We start from the raw sequence: 25,464 nt of genomic DNA on the forward strand, positions 1-25,464 counted from the left end.
GGACACCCTGCGCGCCGATGGCGTAGACACAGCGGGTCTGCGCTTCAGCCGCGAGGCGCGCACCGCGCTGGCTTTCGTTTCGCTGCGCGCGGACGGTGAACGTGACTTCATGTTCTACCGCCATCCCAGCGCGGACATGCTCTGGCGGCCTGAGGACGTTGACACGGTCTACGCCGGGCAGACTCGCATCTTTCACTTTGGCTCCATCTCGCTGATCGGGGAACCGAGCCGCAGCGCCACGCTGGCAGCCGTGGCCGCGGCGCAGGCGGGCGGCGCGCTTATCTCGTACGATCCCAATCTGCGCCTGCCGCTGTGGCCTTCGCCCGAAGCCGCGCGCGCGGGCATGTTGGTGGGTTGGCAGTACGGGCAGGTCATCAAGGTCAGCGAAGAAGAGCTGGCCTTCCTCAGCGGCGCGACCGACGACTCGACTGAGCTCGCCGAAGTCCTGGCCGAGGGCGCGCGGCGCTTGTGGCACGACGCCCTGCGCCTGCTGGTGGTGACGCAAGGCCCCGGCGGCAGTTCCTACTTCATGCCGGCGGCCGCCGGGCACGTGCCGGGATTCGCGGCCAAGCCCGTGGACACGACGGGCGCGGGCGACGGGTTCGTGGCCGGCCTGCTGAGCGGCCTGCTTGCCTGTGACCTGGCCTGGAATGAGGACGATGTGCGGAGCGCCTTGCGTTTGGGCAATGCGGTCGGCGCCTTGACGACGCAGGAGCGCGGCGCCATTCCCGCGCTGCCGACCCGCGCCGTCGTGGATGCGTTCCTGGCAGGTTCTGGCGCGTGAGTGGGTATGACTGGCTTCGCTGCGTGATCGTGTATGGGTGAATTGGCCGCGCTTTTTACGTCAGTGGCCTGGTCGTTCACGTCGCTGCAGTTCACCCTGGCGGGGCGGCGCGTCGGCTCCCCGGTGGTCAATCGCACGCGCCTGGCTATCGCCGCCGTTTTTCTCGCGCTGGCGCACCTGCTGCTGACCGGCGCGCTGTGGCCGCAGTCCGCGGCGCCAGCGCGCTGGTTTTGGCTGGGCATCTCCGGCATCATCGGCCTGGTGCTGGGCGATGCCTGCCTTTTCCAGGCCTACGTGCTGATCGGCCCGCGACGCGCCATGCTCTTGATGGTCCTGTCCCCTATCCTCTCTTCGCTCCTGGCCTGGCTGTGGCTCGGCGAAGCGCTGACGCGCCTGGAAATCTTCGCCATGCTCGTGGCCCTGGCCGGCGTCGCCTGGGTGACGACCGCGCCGCGCGCACAGGCCAGCAGCGGTGTGGCCGTCTTTGCCGGCGATCATGACCACCGCGCCTACCTCAACGGCGTCCTCTTGGGCGTCGGCGCGGCGCTGGGGCAGGCGTTAGGACTCCTCCTGGCGAAACAGGGCATGGCCGGCGGCTTTTCCACGATCTCCGCGACCCTCATGCGCATCTCCGTGGCCCTGGCGACGATCACGCTGGTGACGCTGGCGCAAGGCCAGGTGCGCGCCACACTGAAGGCCCTGCGTGACCAGACCGCTTTCCGCTTCATCCTGGGCGGCGCTTTCACCGGCCCGTTCCTCGGCATCTGGGGTTCGATGATCGCGGTTCAAAATGCGCCGCTTGGCGTCGCCTCTACGCTGTTGGCGCTGCCGCCCGTGCTGCTCATTCCGCTGATGCACTGGGTTTTCCACGAGCAAATCACCCGCCGCGCGGTCGTTGGCACCCTGGTAGCGCTGACCGGCGCTGCGCTGCTCTTTCTGCAGTAACCGTCTGACCCTGCGGCGGCTCAGCCCTTTCTCCTCCGATAGATGCCGACGCCGATCAGCGCCCACAGCGCCATGCTGAGGAAGCCTTCCATGCCGGGCGTGAACAGCGCGGAAGCCAGGCTGCTCTTGAACTCGACGAGGCGGCTCAGGAGCAGCGTCAAGATGATGGCATTGCCCACCGTGTGCAGCACGACAGTCGGCCACACCGAACCCGTGATGCGTCGCAGCTCCCCGTAGGCGAAGGCCGCGGGGACAAACGCCGCGAACGCCAGGGAAATGAACGCGGCGCGGCTCAGGCTGGTGTACGCCTGGAAATCTCCAGGCGCCATGAATCCAAACCAGTACGGTAGATGCCACGCTCCCCAGATGACGCCAACGAGCAACGCGCTCGCCCAGGCAGGCCAGCCCAGTGCGTCGAGCCGCGGCGTAAGATACCCGCGCCAGGCGAACTCCTCGCCGATGTTCTTGACAACGCCAGCCAACAGCGCGGCGGCAACCAAGCCGGCGAACCTCCCCAGGCCCAGCGAGGATAGGCCGGCCGCGGAGACAGCGCCCGTTGCGTAGCCCAGGCCAAGGATAAGCGCAAGGCAGACCGGATAGATCAGCAGGGCGAAGCCATACCAGCCCAGGTTCTTTTTCAGTGCGGGTCTCAGCCCAGCATCGGCCCAGCCATCGCCGGCCGCCGCGCGCAGCAGCACGCCCGTCAACGCAGGCGCAATGAGCCAGAGCAGCATGCCCAGATTCTGTCGTGGATCAGGGTTAGCCATCACCTGGTTCAGCCACAGGCCAACCCAGCCAATGCCGGCGGCGACAACGGCGAAAATCACCAGGTTGCGACGAGTTTGTACGTTGCGCGAAGCGGTCACAGGAATTCCTCCAGACACGTGCAGAGATAGATCAAGAGGCCTCAGCGCGCCAGCCAGATCCAGATGAATTCAAGGAGATTGAGCGCCAGATGCGCGGCAAACGGCGCAACGAGCGTGCGTCGCCACACGCGCAGCCCGGCAAACAGGCCCCCGGCCACGATGCCCGTCAGCAGGATGTACCAAAATCCACCGGCCCAGTGCAGCAGCCCGAAAAACGCAGTCGAGACAACGACGGCCAGGGGCAGACTATAGCGTTGTTGCAGGCGCTCCAACGCGTAGCCGCGGTAGAGGCTCTCCTCGACGAAGGGCGCCAGCAGCACGTTGGCCAGGAAAAACGGCGCGATGGCTGCGCCCAAGGTGCCCGTCAGCTCGCCAGGCGGCACGTAATCGCCCACGTGGCTTTGCAGCCAGATCATCGCCGACGACAAAACCGTGAAGTAGAGAACGGCCACCACCACGCCAGGGACGATCCCAATCAACACCTCCTGCCAGAGTCGTTGGCCCGGTTCCAGGCGCCAGCCGATTGCGGCCCAGGCCTGGTGTGCCCAGCGCAGCGTGCGCCCGAGCAGCAGCAGGAGCGCCGCCTGCACGGCCACAAGAATGAACGGCATCGCCTTGGGCGTCTGCTCGGCAATGGCCTGGGCGTTGCCGCGGGTGACGAATCCAAAATACACGGAGGCGACGCTGATCGCGGCCAGGAAGAGCAGCGGCGCGGCGATCAGAAGCACCCAGGTGCGGCGCATCGGGAGGGACGGCTGGTTCAGCGAGTTTGCGGTTAGCATCTTCATCTCCTCAAGGCAACCCTGCGGGCGACGGAGGAAGCTCTCCGGCGCGGACGCGCGCCATCACGCTCTCGAACCACGCCAAATCCATCCGTGCGGACATGATCCCGTATTCGAGCGTCAAGCCCCAGAAAAAACGCTCGCGCTGCATGCCCGCCGCCTGGGCGTCCGCTTCGGCTGGCTGCGGTATCTCGTCGTAGGCGGCGAGGGTGGCGCGCGCCTCGGCGGCCAACCGTTCGAAGAGCGCGAGGATCTGCTCGTCGGACAATTGCCCGGCGAAGAAGACCTGAATCAACGCGGCAATGCGGACATCGTGCGATGTCAGTGGTGTGAGCAGCCAGGCGCGCAGCGCCGCCCGGCCGGTGGATGTGATATGGTACTCCTTGCGGTCGTGGCGGTCGAGGCCGCGCACGATTTCCTGCTCGACGTAGCCCTGTTCCGCCAGCCGCGCCAGGGTCCGGTAGATCTGGCTCTGGTCGGCGGGCCAGAAATGGCGCACCGAGTTGTCGAAGACCTTTTTCAGGTCATAGCCCGACAGCGGGCTGTAGTTCAAGAAGCCAAGAATGGCGTACTCGAGAGACATAGGCTTCACCCTGAGATGAATAGAATATCAATCCTATATAGGACTAATCCTATAATAACTCACCGCGAAGCCTTTGTCAAATCAGTCGCCCCTGGGCGCGGCGCACAGCCGTGGATGAAGCCAGGCAATCCGTGGCGATCCGTGTTCATCTGCGGCCTATTTTCAAAGCCGATCGTAACTATTCAGGCATCCTGCGCCGACTGCAGCCGCCGAATGAATTCGGGCCGCAAGGGCGTGCCGCCGCCAGGTCGGCCGGAGCCGACCGGCGCCGCGTCCACTCAGGTGGACGCCTGGCGGAACGCCCATCAGGCGCGATTTCAATCGCTCGCTTGCCACGGCGCGCCGCCTGAATAGTTACAGCCGATCTACTGACGCCCTACTTGCAGGTTGCACCATTGCGCCAGCGTTGTCGTGGGCGCGCCGAGCAAGGCGTTGGCCTCAGCCGGATCGCCTTCTTCGACGACCTTTTCACTGTAGCGGAAGAAGGGCAAGACCGCCTTGAGTTCCGTGTCGCGCGACAGGCTGGCGATCAGCGCTGCCATCCAGAAGGGAACTGAGCTGACCTTCGCGCCCGGTCGAGCAACGCGGCAATAAGTCTGCAATGCCTGCCCCAGAGTCCAAAGTTCAGGGCCAAAAATGTGCAGCGTCTTGTTGGCCGCGGCCGGCGTCGCGTAGGCTTTGGAAACCATGCGGGCGTAGTCGTCTGCGGCGACCCAATGCCAGGGATGGGGCTGGCTGCCGAGGATGCTGGCGCGCGCGCCGCGCACGAACCTGGGCAGCGTTTCCATGAAGAAGGTTGCCTGGAAGATCGTGTAGGGCACGCTCGCGGCGCGGATGGCGGCCTCGGCTTCGAACTTGGCCTTCGTTCCGGCATACCAGCTGTTTTCTTTTGTGACCGAAGTCCCCGAAAGATACGTGATCCGTTGGACGCCCGCCTTCGCGGCTGCGGCGGCAACGTTTTGCGCGCCGCGCCGCTCCAGGTCTGGGTCCAACCCGCCTTCGAGATTGATGTGGACCGCCTGACAACCCGCCAACGCCGCGTCCAGCGAGGGCGGGTCTTCGACGTCGCCTCCAACCACCTCATACTCGGCGCCGAACTTGGATCGCGCCTTGTCCGGGTGACGTGTGAAGATGCGCACCTGATAGCCGTCGGCGCTCAGCCGGCGCGCCACTGGCTCGCCTAACATGCCCGTGCCGCCAATAACAAGAATTAAATTTGACATAATTTTACCTCTGCGATCGTTGAGATGCGTTCAGAATCCAGGGCGCACCCACACGGGCTGCCAGCTACGCCGCGTGGACCGAACCATCACGCGCGGCTGGCTCTGGTTTCCAACCACCTGGCTCTAGCGCGTCCAGGGTCGCAGCGGCCGGCTGCGCACCCTGGCGCTCCAAGCGCAGCCGCGCCGTCGCCCGCACGCCCACGGCTGGCTCGTGGCCGGCCGCAGCCGCCAGACCGAAGCGCGGCATGTTGCCGTAGACCGATTCGTACTGGCCGGCGCGCACCAGGTACGTTTCGTGCCAGATGCCTACGCTGCCGTCGCCGCCCACGGCTTTGTTGAACTGCTGCCAGGCGCGCACGTGAGTGAAGGCAGGGTCGCGGGCGAATCGCTCCAGGTCGGTGAAGGAGCGCCAATACTGCACCAGGGCCACGCCTCGCCAGTACAGGAACATCTGCCCGCCGAGAAAGCCCAACTCCGGGCGCTGATAGAGCGTCTCCAGCATCGGCTGCATGGCCCGCGCGACAGGCAGCCACTGTTGCACCGCGCGCAGCCGGTTGATGCGCATCCCGATGTGGAAGACGACGAAGTCGCCATCCATCGTGGCTGTGTAGCGCCCGTTGAAGATAGTTGTCATGACCTTGTTCCTAATTGTAGTCTGATTCCGAACGATGTTCGGCGATTGTGGCGAAAAAAAGAGACGCTAACGGCCTTCCCGTCACACAGCCTGCAGGCCGCGGGCAAAGCTGCGCAGCGCCTCACGGTCGGCCGCCTCGAAGTCCAGCGGGTAGCCGCGCAGGCTGGTCACGCGCAGCATCGCAATTCCGTGCACGGTCGCCCACGCTGCGTACGCCATCTCCATCAGGCCGAAGCCGGGACGCACGGGGAAGACCCCTTCCTCGATGCCGCGGCGGATGGCATCCAACAGGATGTGGAACGATGAGTCTCCCTCCAGCAGCTTCTGCGGAGAAAAGTCACCATCTGGGCTGGCTGGCACAGCGGTGAACATCAGCAGAAAGTGGTCGGGGTTCTCCAGCGCAAAGCGGATGTAGGCGATGCCGATTTCGTACAGGTAGTCCACCACGGGCAGGTTTGCATCGGCCTGCTCCATGTGCCTGGCTAACCGCGCCTGCCCCTGCTCGCACACCTCGGCGATGATCGCGTCCTTGCCGCCGAAGTACTCGTACAGCCCGGCCGCGCTGTAGTCAATACGGTCCGCCAGCGCGCGCATGGACAAAGCGGCTAGTCCTTCCTCGCGGATAATGGCGAGGGCGGCATCCAGGATGGCCTGCTTGGTGCGTTGAAATCGGCGTTCACGTGGTTGAGTCATATCGGCGCTTGTTCTTTTTCCTAACGATGTTCGGAATTATAACATGAGCCGGTTATCTTGTCAAATCCGACCAGACGCCGTGTTTTTGCCCAGGGCGGCCTATTCGCATTACCTACCTGCGGCCGACGCTTGATCGAGGGCAGCCAAGAGGAGCCGCCGAATCGCAGGAAGGAATGCTACAGCGGTTGGTTGTTACTAGCCAAACAACTCGCTATGGCTGCCGGTGCGCACGAGCTGCAATTCGTCAGGCGTTACGCGGTAGATCAGCAGCCAATCCGGATTAACGTGGCATTCGGGCGCCCTTTCCAGACGCCCACGAGGGAATGGTCGCGATAGCGATCATCCAGCGGCTTCTGGTCAACAAGCGCTTCGATCACCGTTTTCAGCTTGCTCAAGTCCACGCCTCGGCCAAGCAAGCGCTTCATATCGCGTCAAAACCTGGTAGACTGGCGGATGATAAGCGACATCGCTTAGTCTTTCCATTCCGCAAATAGCTCAGCCGTTGTTTGGAAAACCTGTCCTCCCCCGCTCTCCAGTTCCGCCATTGCTTCTAGGGTCTCTTGATTGGGGCGTTTGACAGTTGGCTGGAACGGCAGACCGCCGACATTGACAGACTGCTGCAAAAACATACGGATGGCGTCAGAGGTGGACAGACCAAGCGCACCAAAAACAACCTCTGCCTGCTTCTTGAGTTCCGGGCTAACCCGTGATTGGATCGTAACGCTGGACATCTTGCACTCCTTGGCGATATCTCTGGCTTGATGCTTGCATCATACATTCAGCTGGCTGCAAATGCAAGTGAGCTTGCGGAGTTCTGGTATCGGGCAGGCCTGCGATGATAGACGCCCAGGCGCTTTTCCGGCGAGAAATCTGCAGCGGGCTCAAATGCAGACCAGAACATCGTCGTGGCGCTGACTTTGACACACACCAGCCGCTTCGAGTATCATTGCCCTGCCGATCTTCCACCAGACGATAGGAGCCGCTATGCCATTCGAACCGTTTCATGCCGACATGCTGAGTGAAGCCAGCGCGCTGCTGGCGCTGCGTCATCAGCAGCAGCGTTTGACCCAACCAGAGCTGCCCGCGCGCTTCGAAGACCCGGCCGCGGCCCGCCTGGCGCTTGACGAGGCCTGGCAGCGCCCGCGCAGCGCGGGCGTGGCGGCGTTTGACAACGGCCGCCTGGCCGCTTACTTGATCGGCGACATTGTCCTGGATGCCATTTGGGGGCGCGCGGGCTGGGTGCGCCTGGCCGGCTGCGCGCTGGCGCCAGGACAATCGCCTGAGCTGATCAAAGATCTCTACCAAATACTCGGCGCCCAATGGCTGGCTTACGGCTGCTTTCATCACATTGCCCTCACCCCGGCGGCGACCCCCGACCTGGTTGGCGCCTGGTTTGACCTCAGTTTCGGCATCCAGCAGGTGCACGCCCTGGCCGCGCTCGACACCCTGGTCTTGCCTGCGGTTGAGCGTCCGCCGACCGTGGAAATTCGCCGGGCCGGCCCGGCCGACCGCGCGACGGTGGCTGGTCTGTATCGAGTCATCCGTGAGCATCTGATTGCCGCGCCAGTGTGGGGCATCGCCCTGCCAGAGGATGAGAGCGATGTTCACAGCGGCTACGGCGGCCTGGTTGATGACCCCACGGCCACGGTTTGGCTGGCCCTAGAGAACAAGCAGGCGCTGGGCCTGGCCGGGTATTATCACCTGGACGCCGCCGACAACAACTTGATGGCGCCGGATCGCTGCACCGAACTGGCTGTCGCCAGCACCGTGGCGGCCGCGCGTGGGCGGGGTATTGGCCGCGCATTGACTCACCACGGCTTGACCCAGGCGCAGCAGGCTGGTTATCAAGCCTGCCTGACCGATTGGCGCAGCACCAACCTGCTGGCCGCGCGTTTCTGGCCCGGTTGGGGATTTCGGCCTGTGGCCTATCGCCTGGTGCGGCGGATTGACGAACGCATTGCCTGGGCCAACGCCTCGTGGCCGGCGCTGGCAGCCGTTTGATGGCGCGGGCCTGGCTCAAAATCAGCCGCGGATGAACACCGATCGCCACGGATTGCGTAACTATTCAGGCGGCGCGCCGTGGCAAGCGAGCGATTGAAATCGCGCCTGATGGGCGTTCCGCCAGGCGTCCACCTGAGTGGACGCGGCGCCGGTCGGCTCCGGCCGACCTGGCGGCGGCACGCCCTTGCGGCCCGAATTCATTCGGCGGCTGCAGTCGGCGCAGGATGCCGGAATAGTTACCGGATTGCTTGTTTTCACCTATGGCTATGCGCCCCACGTATGCACGACTGAGTTGAGAAATGCCGATCGAGTGCGGTGCTTCCGGTACGCCCAGTGCTCGGGGGTCCTCGACTTGTCGAGGATTTTTCATCGCTGGAGGAAAAGATGGATGATCAATCTCTACACACACTCGTGACCATGCTGCGCACGCAGCGCGTCGCGTCGTTGGGTACGCTGCGCAGCGGAAATGCGGAGCCTGGCCCGCTCGTCTCGCTGATTCTTTTCGTGGCGGCGCCTGATTTTTCTGCCTTTTACATTCACGCCAGCCGCCTGGCCCAACACACGCAGGACATCCTGGCCGATCCCCGTGTCAGTCTGATGGTGGCAGAGACGGATGACGGCATGCGCGACCCGCAGCAGTTGGCGCGCGTCTCCCTGCGCGGCCGGGCGCTGCCTGTCGCGGAGAACGACCCGGACTACCCCGCCGTGAAGGCGCTGTACCTGGCGCGCTTTCCGCAGTCTGCGATGACGTTCAACCTGGGAGACTTTGCCCTCTACCGGATCGAACCAAGCGGCGCCCGCTATGTGGCCGGCTTTGGCAAAACCTTCAACCTGACCGCGGACAGCCTCAGACGCGCAGCACAAAGTTGAGGCATGTGCTTCGTGATCTTCGCGCTTCGCGATCTTCGCGCTTCGTGATCTTCGTCCCCTTCGCGCCTTCGTGCTAGAGTTGAACGAACTGTCACCTTCTCACGGGCTTTTGTTCATTCGCACTTCATCTTTCCCTGCTATCCTTCAGATTGATCGTGTTCTTGTGTCCCTGAAGGAGAGAAGATTCCATGAAGATTACCCAGCCTATCATGCGTTCGTTTGATTATCTACGCCGCACACGCCAGGCCTGGCTTGGCTTGTTCGTTCTGATTTGCGTCCTTGCCGCGACGCTGCCGGTGGCCGGCAGTCCGGCGACCCCTGACCCGGTCGCGCCCGTTGTTTCAGAGTCTGGCCCGGCCGCGCCCATACCACCCATGACGCGACCTGGCATCTATGTCGTCGCTGAAACTGGCGCCATGGACCCGGCGCATTATCACCTGACCGGCAGCCTGCGCACGTTCAACTGGTCGGAGCTGCACATCGGCCCGAACCAGTTCAATTGGGGCGCGCTGGATCAATACCTGGAGACGATCGCTGGCTACGGCAAAGCGGCCGCCATCGGCATCAGCACCTACAATGGTCGCTGTTGCGGCGGCATCAGCGCCATGCCCGCGTTTATCCGCAGCGCCGCGCCCAACAGCGTCCTGGATGCCGGCGCGTGCACCAGCGCGCAATATCCCCTGGGCGGATGCGTCAACGGCCGCTGGCTCTTGCCGCGCTACTGGGACAGCGACTATCTCAACGCCTACGGGGAGTTCATCCAGGCCTTGGGCGATCGCTATAAAAACGACGCCCGGCTGGAATGGGTGGCCCTGGGGTTCGGCACCTTTGGCGAGAACCATGCCGCGCAAGGTTCCGACGTGAGCATTCTGGTCAACGCAGGGCTTAACGTGGATCTGTGGATTAGCACGATGGAAAGTGTGGTTGATCGCTATTCCGCGGCTTTCCGCGTCAGCGGCAGCCTGCAGAAAACGTTGATGGTGCAGATTGCCTCTGTCACCTTTGAGGATCGTGAGCGTTGGCAGCTCGCCGCCTACGCCGCGCAGCGCGGCATTGGCCTCTCATTCAACGGCCTGACGCCTGACTTCAATAACGCGATCCAGGGGGTTGACCGCTGCAACAACACGGTCGAATGCGGCATGTATGATCCGATCTTCTACCACAACCGCAGCGTGCCGATTGCCTTCGAGACCTACGACTACATGCTGTGCGACACCACGAATGTCTACTGGGGCATGCTCAGCGGCCTGGATAAGAAGGTTGACCTTCTGCGCCTCAATTATGACCTCTTCTACGATCCGGTCACGCACCAGGATCGCACCGAGAACCTGGCAATCTTCGACTGGACCTCGCGTTACGTCGGCAAGACGCTGGCCAACACGCCGAGCGTGTGGGTTGCCATGCGTGAGCACCGCACCCCCACCACCTACTGTTACGCGCAGCCCGAGACTGTTTCCTACTATCCGCAGATTGGCAACTACAGTTACTACCTGATCCAGGATGACAGCGTCGCGGGCGGCCGCACCGTGCCGGAAACCAACGACAGCAACGTTACCGGTCTGGGCTGCAGCGGACGCTGGTGCTTGAGCGGCTCGCCCTATTTTGCTAATCCCTACAACGCCAGCGTTCCAACCGGCAAAGAGGGCTGGGTCGTGCGCCGCACCGACCAGGCCACCGGCAACCCCAACATGTGGTTCAAGGTGGACGACGGCTACATCAACGGCGGCAGCAACCAGGTCGCCGTTACCGTCTGGTACGCGGACGTGGGCGCCGACCGCTGGGCGCTGCGTTACGACAGCCCGACCGGTGAGCAGACCGCCACGCCCGATGGCAGCGGCAACCCCTGGGTGCAGAAGGCCGGCAGCAACACCTGGAAAACCGCCGTCTTCCATATCAACAACGCCCGCTTTGCCAACGGGCTGACCGGCGGCAGCGATTTCCGCCTGGACTCGCTGAGCGACGGCAATGAGTGGATTCACATGGTGGACGTCGCACGCCAGGGCGGCGCCTCGCCTACCAGCACACCCACGACGACGCCCGGCACACCGACCGCTACCACTGCGCCCGGCACCGCGACGCCCACGCGTACGCCGGGCGCCACCAACACGCCAACTATAACCCCCACGGCCACAACACCGCCGCCTAACCAGGGCCAATGGACCGTCCAATGGCATGGAGGCGATGACCTGAACGGCATTGACTTCATCAACAGCCAGACCGGCTGGGCTGTGGGTAAGGCCGGACACCTGATGCGCACCAGCAACGGCGGAGAAACCTGGGCCTATCGCCAGGCTGCGCCCGCGGTGGACCTGGAAGCTGTGGATTTTCTCGACGCGAACAATGGCTGGGTCGCCGGCGCAGAGGGCCGCATTTGGCGCTCCAGTGATGGCGGCGCCACCTGGGCCAGCCAGAGCACGCCGACCGTCAACCGCCTGACTGACATCCAGTTCCTGGATCTCATGACTGGCTGGGCTGTGGGCCGCGGCGGCGTCATTCTGCGCACCACGAACGGCGGCCAGACCTGGACGCCGCAAACCAGCAACACCACGCTCGACCTCTACGGCTTGTATGCGGTAGATGCAGACTATGCCTGGGCGGTCGGCAACCTGGGCGCCATTGTGGCCACCAGCAACGGCGGGCAAACGTGGGCCGGGCAGGCCAGCGGCAGCCAGCAGTGGCTATGGGACGTGGCGTTCACGAGTCTGCAGAACGGCTGGGCCGTCGGCGAAGGCGGCACGCTGCTGCGCACCACCAACGGCGGCGCCAGTTGGTACGGCCAGTACATCAATGATGCGCGGCCGCTGCAGGCCATTGTTTTTTCCTCGGCGCAGCAGGGTTGGCTCGCTGGCGGCCAGGGCACAGTGTGGGTCACCAATGACGGCGGCAACACCTGGGCCTGGGCGCCAACCAGCCAGGGCAAGAGCCTGTGGGCCTTGTCCGCGCCGGCCGTGGGCGAGTTGTGGGCTGCAGGTCAAGCGCAGACGATCATTCACAAACAGGGCAGCAGCGGTTATGCGACGGCCGCGCCGCCGGCTCCAGGTGAACTGAAAGCGGTAAGCGCAGTGGATGTCAACACAGCCTACGTCGTGGGCGACAACGGTCATATCCTCAAGACCACCGATGGAGGCGAGAGCTGGCGGCAGTTGAGCAGCCCAATCACTGGCTGGATGCGCGGCGTGGCCTTCCCACAAAGCGCCAACGTCGGCTGGGTCATCGGCCAGGGTGGTTTCGTCCTTCGCACCACTGACGGCGGCAGCAGTTGGACGCAGCAGATCTTGCCCGATGGTTTCACTGGCTACCTGTGGGCCATAGATGCCTGGGACAACACACGCGCGAATGTGCTTGGCGGCGCAGGCCGGGTCTACCGCACGACCAACGCCGGCGCCAGTTGGCAGCTGGCCTACGCGCCCGTCTCTTTCAACCTGCTTGATGTCAATTACGGCAGCGCCGATGCTGTCTACGGCGCGAGTTGGGACGACTCCTTCTTCACCAGCGCCAACAACGGCGCCAATTGGATTCGGCGCTACCCCGGCAGCGGCGGTCATCTCCTCAGCGTGTCGTTCCTGGACATGCTCAATGGCTGGATGTCGGGCAGCGCGGGCATTCTGATGCGCACGACCAATGCCGGCGACAATTGGACGATGCAGACCAGCGGCACCGGCGCCGATCTGAATCGCGTGGACATGATAGATCAACAGGTCGGATGGGTTGTGGGTAACGGGGGCGTCATCCGCTGGACCATCAACAGCGGCAGCACATGGAGCGCGCAGAGCAGCCCGGTGCTGGACAACCTGCTGGGTCTGGATATGGTGGACGCCTATGACGGCTGGGCCGTCGGCGTCAACGGCACGATTCTGAAATACCATGCGGTCTATGTGCCGCCGCCGCCCACGGCGACGCCAACGCCCACCAACACGGCGACGAATACCCCCACGCCGACGAATTCTCCGACTCCCACGTTGACGCCGACGCCCACCCCATCGCCGGCGCCGGATGAAGGCACGGTGGCCGGGCATGTCTTCGTGGACAGCAACGGCGATGGCATCTACCAGCCCGGCGAGACGACCCTGGCCGGCGCCACCATCACGCTGATCTACAATGGCGCGCCGATTGACAGCCTCGTCACTGGTCCTAGCGGCGCCTTTGCCTTCTATCACTTGGGCGCGGACAATGTCGTCACCCTGCAAGAAACGGATCCGGCCGGCTATACCTCGCCGCCGGCCAGCAACACGCGCACCATCACCATTCAGGGCGGCGCGGTGCACATCGTTGATTTCCCTGATGTGCCGGTGGCGACGCCGACGCCCACGCCGACGATCACCCCGACGCCGTCACGCACGCCCACGCCGACATCCACGCCCACCGGCACCCCGGTGGTCGGACGTGTGCACGGCCTGGTGTTCAACGACCTCAACGGCGACGGCTTGCCCACGAGCGGAGAGCCGGGATTGATCGGCGTCAGCATCTTGCTCTACCAGGGCAGCAATATCGTAGGCGCGACCGTCACCGTGGGCGACGGCACGTATCACTTCGATAGTCTGCTGCCAGGTCAATACCGGCTGGAGGAGACAGACCCGCCAGGCTTTACGTCCACCACCTCGAACTCAGTCGTGCTGTTTGTCTCGGCCGGCAATGATTTCGAAGTCAATTTTGGCGACCGCTTCAGCCCAACCTCTACGCCGACCGCGACGATGACCCTGACCCCGACCATGACGCCCACGGCGACGTCAACCCCAACCGCCACCTCATCGCCGACCGCTACGTCTACGCCAACGGCCACGTGGACCCCAACGGCAACGCTGACTGCGACGCCGATCACCGGCGCGGTCAGCGGCCTGGTCTGGAACGATCTGAATGGCAACATCATACCCGACAGCGGCGAGCCGCCGTTGAGCGGAGTGGTCATCACACTGCGGACGTTCGCCGGCCAGCTCGTCGGCGCCAGCAGCACAGATGCAAACGGTCGTTTCCGCTTTGCCAACCTGACGCCAGGGCAGTATCGCCTGGAAGAGACCGATCCGCCAGGTTACACCTCGCCGCCAGGCAGCCCGAACCTGGTGCTGTTCCAGGTCACGGCTGGGCAAGAAATGACGATCAACTTTGCCGATCAGGCCTTGCCCACGGCAACGCCGACGCTGACTCCATCGCCCACGGCGACGCCCAACACCGGGCGCATCTATGGTCGGGTATGGAATGATCGAAATCGCAATGGGACGCCCGATGTCAACGAGCCGGGCCTGACAGGCGTCACCATTGTGCTGCATCGCGATGTGCTTGGGGATCAAAAATTACAGCCAGATGACATCGTGATGGCTATCATGGTCACTGGCGCGGATGGAGTCTTCAGCTTCGAACAACTGACCCCCGGCTCCTACCTGGTCGAACAGGTGGATTGGCCGCAGAACGTTTCTATCACGCCGAACATGATACCGTTGGTGTTGATTGCACGCACCGAGTATCCCGTCTTCTTCGGCGACGCCATCGAAGGACGCCAGCGGCTGCCGCAGGTGTGGAAAAACTGAGATCGGAGACCGGAGATTGGAGACCGTTTGAACGAACGACCAGGATTCTTCTCACTTCTAGCCAACGGGGTCATCGCGATCATCGTCGCGGTGACCCTGGGCTTGTTCTGGACGCACGGCAGCCAGGCCAATGACCGCCCGCTCGCACCCCAGCCGCCGGCCGGTACGATCACCGGCGTGGTGTGGCATGATCTGGATGTGGACCTTTTTCCTGATGCCAATGAGCCGCGCCTGGCCGGCGTCACCATCACCCTCAAGGATGCCGCCCAGACCTACCTGACGAGCACAGTCAGCGGCGCGGATGGCGTCTACCGCTTCGACGGTCTGAGCGCCGGCGTCTACTGGGTGGTCGAGACCGACCCGCCCGGCTTCATCTCCACGACAGACAACAACGTGCGTGTGCAGCTCATCGGCAGCCAGGGCGCGGAAGTCAACTTCGGCGATGTGCTTCCGTTCACGGACACGCCAACGCCCGCAGTGACCCCGCTGGTCATGAGCTTGACCATCGCCGCCGGCGCGGATGACACGGCCGTGCGCAGCGATCTGGCGGTCAACCAGGTGACAAGTCCCGCGCTGCGGCTCGGCCGTGACGGTGTCTACAGCTTCGCGGGCGGCTTTCGTTTTGGCAGCGTCAATCTACCGGTTGGCGCGCAAGTAACTGAAGCCCGCCTGCGCCTGCAGCCCAACGGCGCGCACAGCGGCGGCCTGCCTGTGCAGTGGGTGGTGCATGGCGAGGCCAGCGACGCTGCGCCCGATTTTCAGCCTAACAACCCTTGGGCGCCCTTGCGGCCGCGCACCCAGGCCGCGGCGGATTGGCTTGTGGACAACTGGCCCACGGACGCGGTCGAGTCGCCCAACCTGGCGGGGCCGCTGCAGGAGATCATTGACCGCCCCGGTTGGTCATCCGGTCAAGCAGTGGCCTTCTTGGTTTTCAGTCTGAGCAGTAACACCGGCTATCTCGATGTGCACGCCTGGGACGGCAACCCGGCGTGGGCCGCGCGTCTGGAGATCACGTTCCGTCCGCCGCTGGGCTGGTCAACCCCAACGCCCACGCCCACCGCCACCGGCACGCCAACGCCGACGGCAACAGCCACCGCGACCGACGCGCCGACGGCCACGCCGACGCCGGTCCTGACCCTAACCCCAACGCCCACGACAACCCTGACCGTGACGCCGACGCCCACGACGACCCTGACCAAGACGCCCACGCCCACCACGCGGCCGGCGCTGCGCTGGTATCTGCCCTTTGTGAGGCGGTAAGGGAACTCGGTTCTATTGACGCCGGGGGGGCTGGCTGGTACAATGGCGCCTGCGTGACAACCAGTGTGGGCGATTTTGCCGGGCCAAAGGATGCGACAATGCTCAAGACGATTTCCACAAAGAATTCTCCAAGAAATGGAGATGCACCGATCACCTTGCAACTACAGCCCATCGTCAACCTGGATGATGATGAATTCTTCGATTTTTGTCGCCTCAACCCTGACTTGCATATCGAGCGCACCCGTGAAGGATTTGTACAGATCATGACCCCAGCCGGCGGTGAAACCAGTGCACGCAATTCGATCCTGACAACCGACATTACCAATTGGGCGCGCCGTGATGGCACGGGGGTCGTCTTCGATTCATCGGGCGGTTTCATCTTGCCCAATGGCGCGATTCGTTCGCCCGATGTGGCGTGGGTGCGACGCACCAGGTTAGCCGCGCTGCAACCCGGCCAGAAGCGCCGGTTTCTTCCTCTGTGCCCTGATTTTATCGTTGAACTGCGATCAGCCACCGATAGCCTCGATAGCCTGCTGGAAAAGATGGAGGAGTATCGCAGCAACGGCGCCCAACTTGGCTGGCTGATTGACCCTGAAGCGCAGCGAGTGACCGTTTATCCGCGCAACGGCCGCGTGCTGTTCCTTGATCGCCCCCTGACTATCAGCGCTGATCCGATTTTGCCTGGTTTACAGCTTGATTTGCGCCCGATCTGGGAGCCGGATTTTTAGTGCAGAGGTTAGAGACCAGAGACCGGAGACCAGAGACCGGAGATCATCCGTCTTACACGCACCCGATCTCCGATCACCAATCTCCAATCTCCATTTCTTTCCCCCTCTGGAGACCAGATCCGTGACAATGCTCGATCACCGTGACGTGTACCTGCAAAGCGCCGACGCCTACGATGCGCTGGTGGCGCGTGAGGACTATGAGCAGCACATCCTGCCGGCGCTGAACGCCATCCGCCCGCTGGCTGGGCTGGATGTGGTGGAGTTGGGCGCGGGCACTGGCCGCCTGACCTGCCTCCTGGCGCCGGTTGTGCGTTCCATCCAGGCCTTCGATATCTCGCCGGCCATGTTGGCCGTCGCGCGGCGCAAGCTGCAGGCGGGCGGTTGGACGAACTGGCGCGTGCAGGAAGCGGACCATCGCCAGCTGCCGCTGCGGGCGGCCGTGGCCGATGTCGCCATCGCCGGCTGGAGCATCTGCTATACCGTCACCTGGCAACAGGAAAATGACGCCTGGCGTGCAGAGCTGGGCCAGGCGCTGGCTGAAATGCGCCGCGTGCTGCGTCCTGGCGGCGTGATGATTCTGCTGGAAACCCAGGGCACGGGGCAGACGACGCCCTTGCCGCCGCCTCATCTGCGCGATTATTACGCGTACCTGGATGCGGCCGGCTTTGCGTCCACCTGGATTCGCACGGACTATCGTTTCGCGTCGGCCGAAGAGGCCGGGACGCTGACCGGTTTCTTTTTTGGCGACGACATGCTGGCCCGCATCGGCCCGCAGGCCCAGCCGATTCTGCCCGAATGCACGGGCCTATGGTGGCTCACGGTATAACATGCCCAACGAACGCTTGCAACGCCAGGTTGAATTCATCCTGGAAATTGACAAACTGAAGACGGTCCTGCGCCAGACCTATCTCATGGACGGTTCTCGCCGTGAAAACTCAGCCGAGCATACCTGGCACCTGACGGTGATGGCCCTGGTTTTGAGCGAATACGCCAACACGCCGGTCAACTTGCTGCAGGTCCTCAAGATGCTGGTGGTGCACGACATCGTGGAAATTGACGCCGGCGACACCTACATCTACGACGAGCGCGCCAGCCTGGACAAGGCGGCGCGTGAAGAGGCGGCGGCCGATCGTCTGTTCGGCCTTTTGCCCGCGGATCAGGCGGCTGAGCTGCGCGCGCTGTGGAACGAATTCGAGCAGCGGCAGACGCCCGAAGCGCGCTTTGCCGCCGCGCTCGACCGCTTGATGCCCCTCCTTCACAATTATCACACGCAGGGCAAGTCCTGGAGGGCGCACGGCGTCACCGCGGACCGCGTGGTCGCGCGTGTGCGTCACATCGAGGAAGGCTCGCAGGCGCTGTGGGACTTTGCCCAGGGTGTGATCGAAGCGGCCGTCGCGCACGGCTACCTGGCCCCGGCAGCCAGACCGGGAAATCTCCCTGAAGATGAATGACCGATGATCCAGTTACCTTCACTGACCGGCGCAATGTGGATCTTTGCATCCAGGTTACACCCGCGACGTCTGCGCGCGGCTCTGTCTGCCCATGGGCTTGCCTGGCTGCTCGTGATCTTTGCCATCCTGGCCTTGATCTTCTCATTTTTCACCGGCAAGGCCGCGGCGTTGGCAATCATGGTCGCATCCAACCCGCACAGCCGCGCAGCTCCCAATCCCACCAGTGTGGTGCAATCGAGCCAGCTCAGCGCGTGCCTGGCGGTGGACGCGACCATCCACGAGGCCGAGGCCACGGTGCTCCTGGCCTTCTCCGGCGCGCCCACCAGCGCCAGCCTCAAACTGGACATCAACAACGCGCGGCCGGGCCACAGCATCTATCTCAACGGCAGCCGAATTGGCGCGATTCCCGACTGGACGGCCGGCAGCGGCTATTGCGCGCGCACCGGTATCACCACCACCCTGCCAATTGCGGATGTGACGCTCGTGCGCAACGGCCTCAACACGATTCGCATCGTCAACGACGCGGACCCGAACGATAGTTACAGCGTGGGCAGCGGCATCCTGGAGATCAGCGGCGAGGTAACGGGCGCGACCTACCAGGATTTCGTCTACCCCAGCAGCTATCCGTTGTATCCCGCCTACTTGCGCGCCATCGCGCAGATTCCATCCAACTATGATGGCACGCCGCGGCCGCTGGTGATCGGCGTCCACGGCTACGGCAATGAGCTAAACCTGCGCTGGCAGCCGATCTACAGCTACGGCGCGGAGGCCAATCGCCGCGGCTGGCTGTTGGCTTCGCCCGAAATGCACGGCGAAAACCCCAGCTCCGGCGGCGGACATTCGCTGGGCGCGCGCGCCGCGCAGCGCGACCTGCTCGACACCGTCAACTACATGAAGGCGCACTATGCCGTGGATGCCAGCCGCATTTACCTGGTCGGTTTCTCCATGGGCGCGCAAACGGCTCTGCTGGGCGCGGCGAAGTACCCAGAGGTCTTTGCCGGCGTCGTCGAGTATTCCGCGTTTGCCTCGCTGAGCGATTGGTACAGCGAGACCGAGGACTGGCGACGCACGGTCATCGAGAGCGAATGTTACGGCGCGCCCTCATCGCAGCCGTTTGAGTATGCACGGCGCGCGCCCAAGAACGTGGCGCTGTCGCTCAAGCATATGCCATTGGCGATCGTCCACGGCACGGCCGACACCAAAGTCCTGCCCCACCACGGCCAGGACATCTACAACGCCATCAACCTGGTGGGGCCAGACCGGCTGGAGATTCATTGGTACAACGGCAATCACGACGGCGACCCCAGTCCCTGGAACGCGGCCTGGGCCTTTGATTTTCTCAGCCCGCTGACCCTGGCCAGCAACCCGCCGGCGATTGCCCTGCGCACGGATGAGAGCAAGACCGCCTGGTGGCTGGGCATCACGCAGTACGGCGGCGCGCATTGGACGGCCGCGGATCTTGCGTTCAGCAACAGCGCACGCTGGATCACCGGCGTCATCACCGAAGAAGCGAGCGCGGACTTCACCTTCGATGTGGGCAGTCTGGGCCTGCCGGCCAGCGGCGCGTACGTGCTGGAGAAGGACAACCTGACCAACGGGACGCACAGCGTGCAGGCGCTGACGGCCGCGAACGGCCGCGTGACCGCCTATCTCAACACCGCACCCTGGCGCATCCGCCTGTCGCCCGGCAGCAGCACCCCAACGCCCACCCCGATTTGGACGCCGACGCCAACGCCCACGGCTACGCCCACGACTACCCCGACCCCGACGCCAACGCGCACGCCAACCGCAACGCCTACCATGACACCCACGACGACGTCATCGCCGACGCCGACCGCAACGGCGACCGCCACCCCAACGGCCACGGCCTCCGCGACCCCCACCCCCACGCCAACCCCGGCGGTCGGGGCTGTCCGCGGAACGGTCTTTGCCGATCTGAACCGCGACCTGGCGCAGCAGCCCAACGAGCCGGGCATTGCCGGCGTCACTGTCACCCTGCGTCAAGGCGCGTTCCTGGTTGCCTCTGCGGCCACCGACAGTCAGGGCGCCTATCGCTTCTTCAACCTGTCGCCCACCAGCTACACGGTGAGCGTCGCCGCGCCGCCGGCCTTCGCCATCCTGGGCAGCGACCTCCAAGGCGTGCTGGTGACGGCGGGCAGCAACCTGGAGGTCAATTTCGCTGCTTTCCCCTGGCAGTATCGCTTTTTGCCGCTGTTGAAATCACCATGACCAATATTCTTGAACTGACACTGACCGGCATCGCACACGGGGGTGAAGCCCTGGGCCGGCATGACGGCAAAGTGATCTTCGTGCCTTTCGCCATCCCAGGCGAAACCGTGCGCGTCGAGATCATCGAGCAGAAGGCCAATTGGGCGCGGGCGCGCTTGCTTGCCGTCCTCGCGCCCAGCCCGGATCGAGTCGAGCCGCCGTGCCCGTATTTCGGCCCGCAGCGCTGCGGCGGCTGTCAATGGCAGCACATCGCGTATGCACGTCAACTGGAGCTCAAACAGGCGATTGTGCGCGATCAATTGGCGCGCCTGGGCCGGCTGACCGATCCGCCGGTGGCCGAAACGTGGGCTGTGGCCCTGACCGATGACGATGACCCGGCCTGGCGCTATCGCAACCACGTGCAGTTCAATGTCACCGCAGATGGACGGCCCGCGTTCCAACGGGCCGCCAGTCACGACGTGATCGCCGTGGACGAGTGCCTGCTCCTGTCGCCCAGCCTCGATGCGCTTCACGCGGCGCTGTGGGCCGGCGCCACCGCGGACGAGCCGGAGAGCGAGCCGGCCGAGGAGCCGCCAACCGCGGCCGCAGCCAGCTACAAAGGCAAGCTCTGGACGCTGGGCGCGGAGCCTGGCGACCAACCGGCGGCGCGCCGCGCCCGAACGCCAGGCTCGGCTCTGCGCCGTTTGACCCTGCGCAGCAGCGCGGCCAGCGGACAAACCCTGCTGGTGGTGGAGACGAGCGACGGGTTGGCGCCGGAGCTGGCGCTTGATTTGCCGGTGGCCGTCGCTTTGCTGCACACCGACGGTCAGGCGGAAGCGTTGGTCGGTCAGGCCACGATCGAGGAGGAAGTCCACGGTCGGCGTTATCGCGTCTCGGCCGGCAGCTTCTTCCAGGTCAACACCGCAGGCGCCGAAGCCCTGGTGGACCTGGTGCTCGATTTCCTGGATCCGCAGCCCACGCAGCGCCTGCTCGATGCCTACGCGGGCGTGGGGCTGTTTGCGCTGGCCCTGGCGCCCTTCTGCCGCCAGGTGGACGCCATCGAGGCGTCGCCCAGCGCCTGTGATGATTTTACCTGGAACGCGACCGGCCTGCCGCAGGTCAGCCTGCATGCGGGGGACACGACGGCCGTGCTTGCCACGCTGACCGGCCCCTACGCGGGTATCGTCGTGGATCCGCCGCGCACCGGCCTGGGCAGGGACGTGGTCACACACCTGGCCCGCCTGGCCGCGCCGCGCCTGGCCTACGTCTCGTGCGACCCGGCCACGCTGGCGCGCGATGCCGCGCTGCTGACCCAGGCCGGCTACCGGCTGCGCTCGGTGCAGCCGCTGGACCTTTTTCCCCAAACGTATCATGTGGAAAGTGTGGCGCTGTGGGAACGTTGAAAACTCTGGCCGTCTTGACAACCGTGGCAATCATCTCTCTGTGGGCGCTGACGCAGGCGTCGGCCGCGGTGAATCGAGGGCCGCTCCTGGCTGCCGATCTCCAAACCGCGGCGTCTCTCGCCGCCGGCCAGCCGTTGGCCCCGCCGCCGCCGTCATGCACCTTGACCGAAGGCGCGGCCTGCCCGTCCGCGGTGGATGGACGCCTGCGCTGGCTGCGCACGCGCCAGGTCAAAGGGCAGCTAACCGGCGCACTGGCGAACGCGGTGCCGCTGACGGTGCGCTTCGACCATGCGCCCACGGCCGCCGAGTTGGACGCGCTGCGCCAACTGGGTGAGATTTCGCCGTGGGTCGAGGACCTGATCTGCCAGGCGCCCGGCTGCGGTCAGGAAACCGGCGCGGCCGCCAGCCGCGTGTTCATCATCCCTGTGCGCGTGCCGTGGGCCGCGTTCGATCGGCTGCTCAGCCTGCCGGGCGTGGTGCAGATCGAAGCCGACAGCAGCGACGATCTGCTGCCGCCGCTCGACATCAACGTGGCGGAGATGCACGCGACGGCCGCCTGGGCTGTCTCCAACACCCTGCCCAGTGGCCTGACCGGCGCCGGCGTCACGATTGCCGACATTGACACCGGCGTAGATGTCTTCCATCCGCTCCTATTCCGCGCAGACGGCGGCGCGTTTGCCTGGCTGGATGGCAACGGCAACGGCCTGTTCGATCCTGGCCTCGACGCGGTTGATTTGAATGGCAACGGCGCGGCCGACCCCAACGAATGGCTGGGCATGGTGGATGGTACGTCGGTGCCGGCCGATGGCTACCCGCGTCCCTACGATGTGCCAGGCACGAACGACGGCGTCTTCCGCAGCGACATAGATTGGCTCTACAACGATGCCAATCACAACGGGCAGCGCGACTACGGCGTCAGTTTTGGCGACGCCGCGCCTTCCCTGGGCGAGCGGGTTTTCCTGGTGAACGATGCCAACGGCAACCACCAGCTTGACCCGGGCGAGAGTTTGACGGGGCTGGGCAGCAGCAAGATTGCGCGTGTGTTCGATGTCAACGGCATCACGCGACGCCGCGGCGTGGATCTCAGCCTGACCGGAGGCGATCCCTATGCGCATGGTACGTCTGTGCTGGGCATTCTGGCCGGCGGTTGGCGCACCGTTAACCGCTACACCGGCCTGGCGCCCGATGCGGAGCTGCTCCTGGCCGACCCTTACAGCACAGGCAACGGCATCTCGGAGTCGCTGCTGTGGGCGCAGGCCAACGGCGCGCAGGTCGTGGTGCACGAGTACACGCACATTAGCCAGGAGTATTTCGACGGCTCCTCCAACCATGAGCGGCTAATTGCGGAGGCCCAACGCCAGGGTATTATCCAGGTCCTGCCGGCCGGCAACATCAACCGCGGCTACAAGCACACTGCGGCCACCGTCGCCGCCGGCGCAGCGATTGCGCTGCCGTTCCAACAGCCGGCCGGCAACGACGCCACCGCCGTGGATATTACGCTGGTCTGGCATGGCGATCCCGCGGCGCTGGCGGCGACGATTACCACGCCCGCGGGCGGGGCGGGCAACATCTTCACCCTATCCGCCACGGCCAATTCGATCATCACCAGCGACGGTCATTCGATCTCTGGCGTGCGTCTACAATCGAGCCGCGGCACCGCGCGCCTCGATTTTCATCTGCTGCGCAGCCCCGTGACCACCGGCGCGTTTACCCTGGCCGTCACCAACACGACCAGCCTGCCGGTGGCGCTCAGCGCGTTCGTGCAGGACAACCGTACGGCCTGGTTGGGCGGCATGGAATGGGTCGGGCCGCGCAATCCGGCGATGAGCGTGATCTGGCCGGCCACCGCGGACGCCGGCATCGTGGTGGCTTCCTACAGCACGCGCGGCTTCAGCGGCGGTCTTGACCCCGTAACGCCCGGCGGCCTGAGCGTGTTCAGCGGACAGGGGCCGCGCGTGGACGGCGAGCCGCTGCTCGATGTCGCCGCGCCGAGCAATTACGACGTGGCGACCGCGCTCGACCGCACGCAAACCGGGCAGTGGGGTCAGTACCGCTGGTTCAGCGGCACCAGCGGCGCGGCGCCGCATGTGGGGGGCGCGGCCGCCCTGCTGCGCCAGGCGCGGCCCGATTTGAATGCGGAGCAGATCAAGGCGGCCCTGGTCGCGGGCGCGCGCCGCGACAGCTTCACCGGCGCGCAGGCCAACGAGGCCTTTGGCGCGGGCAAGGTGGATGTGGCCGGCGCGCTGCGCCAGATTTTGCCCTTTGCGCCGCTGCGCGCGACCCGGCTCAGCGGCCCGGCGCCCACGCCCGATGGCGTCATGCTGCCCGGCGAATGGGACGCCGCGACGCATCTACACCTGCCGCTGGCCTTCCTGACCAACACCCCGCAGCGGGGCGCGCTCGATCTGTGGTTGACGGCCTCGCCGGGCGCGACCGACCGTCTGCTGGTTGCGGCGCAAATCAGCGGCGTGCAGTCTACGGCCGGCGAGACGCTGTGGCTGTGGTTTGGCGGGGGCGATGTCAAATCGCTCAGCGCGAGCGCGGGCTGGCTCGATTGGCATTGGGCCAACGGCAGCCTGGCGTTGGACGGCGCGCAAAACGGCCGCGGCGCGGTCGGTCAGGCGAACGGCGCGCTGATCTTCGAATTGGGCATGCCGCTGGCGCCGCCGGATGGCGACGACGTGCAGTTGACGCCGCTGCACGACAGTCTGCTGGCGGTGGCCTTCAGTCAGCCGTTCACCGACACCTTTGGCGTCGGCCGTGTGGCGGCGGGCGCGTGGCCGGCCGATTTCTACCTGGGGCAATGGGAAAAATTAGGACGCCTGGCGCTGACGCCCGCAGTCAGCGGCGACCTGACCGGCGATGGCGTTGCCGACGTCGTGGATGTGCAGCGCGTCGCCGCGCGTTGGGCCACGGACAGCCGAGATCCCGGCTACGATGCCGTGACCGATCTCAACGCCGATGGGCTGGTGGATCTGCTCGATGTGCAGATGGCCGCGCAGGGGTGGGGCGGTTGATCAGGACGTTACGAGTCAAATCCTTGTACAGAGAGCAAGGATTTTCCTGCCACGAATGGCACGAATTCCACGAAAGCGGACGGGACAATTCGTGTTCATTCGCAGCTGCTCAGGCATCCTGCGCCGACTGCAGCCGCCGAATGAATTCGGGCCGAAGGGGCGTTCCGCCACAAGGCCGGCCTGCGCCGGCCAGCCTCGCGTCCGCGCAGGCGGACGCCCGGCGGTACGCCCATCAGGTGCGATTTCAATCGCTCGTTTGCTCAGGCATCCTGCGCCGACTGCAGCCGCCGAATGAATTCGGGCCGAAGGGGCGTTCCGCCACAAGGCCGGCCTGCGCCGGCCAGCCTCGCGTCCGCGTAGGCGGACGCCCGGCGGTACGCCCATCAGGTGCGATTTCAATCGCTCGTTTGCGACGACGCACTGTCCGAGTGGTCGCGTTCATTCGTGAAATTCGTGGCAGCGACCGTCCTGTTTGGTTCCGGCTTGCCCGGGTT

General features: G+C 64.8%; 20 protein-coding genes and 1 pseudogene. 12 read left to right on the forward strand and 9 right to left on the reverse strand.

Annotation, left to right across the window (positions count from 1 at the left end; genetic code table 11):
• On the forward strand, positions 1-784 hold a 784-nt coding region (locus tag ACPQ6D_RS20215; RefSeq protein ID WP_423226164.1), incomplete at its 5' end, for a PfkB family carbohydrate kinase.
• Between the two features lie 33 nt (positions 785-817).
• Positions 818-1,729, forward strand: a complete 912-nt coding sequence (locus tag ACPQ6D_RS20220; RefSeq protein WP_423226165.1) for an EamA family transporter — start codon at positions 818-820, stop codon at positions 1,727-1,729.
• Between the two features lie 20 nt (positions 1,730-1,749).
• Here ACPQ6D_RS20220 and ACPQ6D_RS20225 read toward each other — a convergent pair whose 3' ends face one another.
• The 9 genes and pseudogenes from ACPQ6D_RS20225 to ACPQ6D_RS20265 all read right to left on the reverse strand — a co-directional run bounded on the left by ACPQ6D_RS20225 (position 1,750) and on the right by ACPQ6D_RS20265 (position 7,241).
• On the reverse strand, positions 1,750-2,595 hold the full coding sequence (locus ACPQ6D_RS20225; RefSeq protein ID WP_423226166.1) for a CPBP family glutamic-type intramembrane protease: 846 nt from the start codon (positions 2,593-2,595) through the stop codon (positions 1,750-1,752).
• Positions 2,596-2,636: 41 nt separating this feature from the next.
• Complete coding sequence (locus ACPQ6D_RS20230; RefSeq protein WP_423226167.1) at positions 2,637-3,377, reverse strand: CPBP family intramembrane glutamic endopeptidase; 741 nt, start codon at positions 3,375-3,377, stop codon at positions 2,637-2,639.
• Between the two features lie 10 nt (positions 3,378-3,387).
• Positions 3,388-3,960 carry a PadR family transcriptional regulator gene (locus tag ACPQ6D_RS20235; RefSeq protein WP_423226168.1) on the reverse strand — a complete coding sequence of 191 codons (573 nt, stop codon included), beginning with the start codon at positions 3,958-3,960 and terminating at the stop codon, positions 3,388-3,390.
• A gap of 365 nt (positions 3,961-4,325) precedes the next feature.
• Positions 4,326-5,183, reverse strand: coding sequence for an SDR family oxidoreductase (locus tag ACPQ6D_RS20240; protein ID WP_423226169.1), 858 nt, complete (start codon positions 5,181-5,183; stop codon positions 4,326-4,328).
• A 64-nt stretch (positions 5,184-5,247) separates the two neighbouring features.
• A complete protein-coding gene (locus ACPQ6D_RS20245) occupies positions 5,248-5,817 on the reverse strand; it encodes a DUF4188 domain-containing protein (RefSeq protein WP_423226170.1) in 570 nt (189 codons plus the stop codon).
• Positions 5,818-5,898: 81 nt separating this feature from the next.
• Complete coding sequence (locus ACPQ6D_RS20250; protein WP_423226171.1) at positions 5,899-6,510, reverse strand: TetR/AcrR family transcriptional regulator; 612 nt, start codon at positions 6,508-6,510, stop codon at positions 5,899-5,901.
• 195 nt (positions 6,511-6,705) lie between these two features.
• Positions 6,706-6,780 carry a type II toxin-antitoxin system RelE/ParE family toxin gene (locus ACPQ6D_RS20255; protein ID WP_423226191.1) on the reverse strand — a complete coding sequence of 25 codons (75 nt, stop codon included), beginning with the start codon at positions 6,778-6,780 and terminating at the stop codon, positions 6,706-6,708.
• Positions 6,769-6,935, reverse strand: a pseudogene (locus ACPQ6D_RS20260) (type II toxin-antitoxin system YafQ family toxin); the annotation flags it as partial. The pseudogene ACPQ6D_RS20260 and the gene ACPQ6D_RS20255, both read right to left, overlap by 12 nt.
• Before the next feature lie 45 nt (positions 6,936-6,980).
• On the reverse strand, positions 6,981-7,241 hold the full coding sequence (locus ACPQ6D_RS20265) for a type II toxin-antitoxin system RelB/DinJ family antitoxin (protein WP_423226172.1): 261 nt from the start codon (positions 7,239-7,241) through the stop codon (positions 6,981-6,983).
• Positions 7,242-7,494: 253 nt separating this feature from the next.
• On the opposite strand from ACPQ6D_RS20265, the gene ACPQ6D_RS20270 reads away from it, so the two are divergent.
• The 10 genes from ACPQ6D_RS20270 to ACPQ6D_RS20315 all read left to right on the forward strand — a co-directional run bounded on the left by ACPQ6D_RS20270 (position 7,495) and on the right by ACPQ6D_RS20315 (position 24,970).
• The gene (locus ACPQ6D_RS20270) at positions 7,495-8,511 is read left to right on the forward strand and encodes a GNAT family N-acetyltransferase (RefSeq protein WP_423226173.1); all 1,017 of its coding nucleotides are present in this window, start codon (positions 7,495-7,497) and stop codon (positions 8,509-8,511) included.
• 384 nt (positions 8,512-8,895) lie between these two features.
• Positions 8,896-9,381 carry a HugZ family pyridoxamine 5'-phosphate oxidase gene (locus ACPQ6D_RS20275; RefSeq protein ID WP_423226174.1) on the forward strand — a complete coding sequence of 162 codons (486 nt, stop codon included), beginning with the start codon at positions 8,896-8,898 and terminating at the stop codon, positions 9,379-9,381.
• A 188-nt stretch (positions 9,382-9,569) separates the two neighbouring features.
• Positions 9,570-14,903 (forward strand): SdrD B-like domain-containing protein, encoded by a 5,334-nt coding sequence (locus ACPQ6D_RS20280; RefSeq protein WP_423226175.1) that lies wholly within the window; start codon positions 9,570-9,572, stop codon positions 14,901-14,903.
• Between the two features lie 27 nt (positions 14,904-14,930).
• Complete coding sequence (locus ACPQ6D_RS20285) at positions 14,931-16,163, forward strand: SdrD B-like domain-containing protein (RefSeq protein WP_423226176.1); 1,233 nt, start codon at positions 14,931-14,933, stop codon at positions 16,161-16,163.
• Positions 16,164-16,318: 155 nt separating this feature from the next.
• Positions 16,319-16,891, forward strand: coding sequence for a Uma2 family endonuclease (locus ACPQ6D_RS20290; RefSeq protein ID WP_423226177.1), 573 nt, complete (start codon positions 16,319-16,321; stop codon positions 16,889-16,891).
• Positions 16,892-17,018: 127 nt separating this feature from the next.
• Positions 17,019-17,717: a class I SAM-dependent methyltransferase gene (locus tag ACPQ6D_RS20295; protein ID WP_423226192.1), complete on the forward strand. Its 699-nt coding sequence runs from the start codon at positions 17,019-17,021 to the stop codon at positions 17,715-17,717.
• Position 17,718: 1 nt separating this feature from the next.
• Positions 17,719-18,342: an HD domain-containing protein gene (locus ACPQ6D_RS20300; RefSeq protein WP_423226178.1), complete on the forward strand. Its 624-nt coding sequence runs from the start codon at positions 17,719-17,721 to the stop codon at positions 18,340-18,342.
• Between the two features lie 3 nt (positions 18,343-18,345).
• Positions 18,346-20,571: an alpha/beta fold hydrolase gene (locus tag ACPQ6D_RS20305; protein WP_423226179.1), complete on the forward strand. Its 2,226-nt coding sequence runs from the start codon at positions 18,346-18,348 to the stop codon at positions 20,569-20,571.
• Positions 20,568-21,953: a class I SAM-dependent RNA methyltransferase gene (locus ACPQ6D_RS20310; RefSeq protein WP_423226180.1), complete on the forward strand. Its 1,386-nt coding sequence runs from the start codon at positions 20,568-20,570 to the stop codon at positions 21,951-21,953. The genes ACPQ6D_RS20305 and ACPQ6D_RS20310 overlap by 4 nt, the downstream gene beginning before the upstream one ends.
• Complete coding sequence (locus ACPQ6D_RS20315; RefSeq protein ID WP_423226181.1) at positions 21,941-24,970, forward strand: S8 family serine peptidase; 3,030 nt, start codon at positions 21,941-21,943, stop codon at positions 24,968-24,970. Before ACPQ6D_RS20310 ends, ACPQ6D_RS20315 begins: the two co-directional genes overlap by 13 nt.
• Positions 24,971-25,464 lie beyond the last annotated feature (494 nt).

This window comes from Candidatus Amarolinea aalborgensis, assembly GCF_900491745.1.
GTDB classification, from domain to species: domain Bacteria; phylum Chloroflexota; class Anaerolineae; order SSC4; family Amarolineaceae; genus Amarolinea; species Amarolinea aalborgensis.

What these genes read in the sequence shown, in the direction of transcription:
- ACPQ6D_RS20220 (WP_423226165.1), top strand. Translation starts at nt 818, where the DNA reads ATGGGTGAATTGGCCGCGCTTTTTACGTCAGTGGCCTGGTCGTTCACG.
- ACPQ6D_RS20230 (WP_423226167.1), bottom strand. Translation starts at nt 3,377, where the DNA reads ATGCTAACCGCAAACTCGCTGAACCAGCCGTCCCTCCCGATGCGCCGC.
- ACPQ6D_RS20235 (WP_423226168.1), bottom strand. Translation starts at nt 3,960, where the DNA reads ATGTCTCTCGAGTACGCCATTCTTGGCTTCTTGAACTACAGCCCGCTG.
- ACPQ6D_RS20240 (WP_423226169.1), bottom strand. Translation starts at nt 5,183, where the DNA reads ATGTCAAATTTAATTCTTGTTATTGGCGGCACGGGCATGTTAGGCGAG.
- ACPQ6D_RS20245 (WP_423226170.1), bottom strand. Translation starts at nt 5,817, where the DNA reads ATGACAACTATCTTCAACGGGCGCTACACAGCCACGATGGATGGCGAC.
- ACPQ6D_RS20250 (WP_423226171.1), bottom strand. Translation starts at nt 6,510, where the DNA reads ATGACTCAACCACGTGAACGCCGATTTCAACGCACCAAGCAGGCCATC.
- ACPQ6D_RS20265 (WP_423226172.1), bottom strand. Translation starts at nt 7,241, where the DNA reads ATGTCCAGCGTTACGATCCAATCACGGGTTAGCCCGGAACTCAAGAAG.
- ACPQ6D_RS20270 (WP_423226173.1), top strand. Translation starts at nt 7,495, where the DNA reads ATGCCATTCGAACCGTTTCATGCCGACATGCTGAGTGAAGCCAGCGCG.
- ACPQ6D_RS20275 (WP_423226174.1), top strand. Translation starts at nt 8,896, where the DNA reads ATGGATGATCAATCTCTACACACACTCGTGACCATGCTGCGCACGCAG.
- ACPQ6D_RS20280 (WP_423226175.1), top strand. Translation starts at nt 9,570, where the DNA reads ATGAAGATTACCCAGCCTATCATGCGTTCGTTTGATTATCTACGCCGC.
- ACPQ6D_RS20295 (WP_423226192.1), top strand. Translation starts at nt 17,019, where the DNA reads ATGCTCGATCACCGTGACGTGTACCTGCAAAGCGCCGACGCCTACGAT.
- ACPQ6D_RS20300 (WP_423226178.1), top strand. Translation starts at nt 17,719, where the DNA reads ATGCCCAACGAACGCTTGCAACGCCAGGTTGAATTCATCCTGGAAATT.
- ACPQ6D_RS20305 (WP_423226179.1), top strand. Translation starts at nt 18,346, where the DNA reads ATGATCCAGTTACCTTCACTGACCGGCGCAATGTGGATCTTTGCATCC.
- ACPQ6D_RS20310 (WP_423226180.1), top strand. Translation starts at nt 20,568, where the DNA reads ATGACCAATATTCTTGAACTGACACTGACCGGCATCGCACACGGGGGT.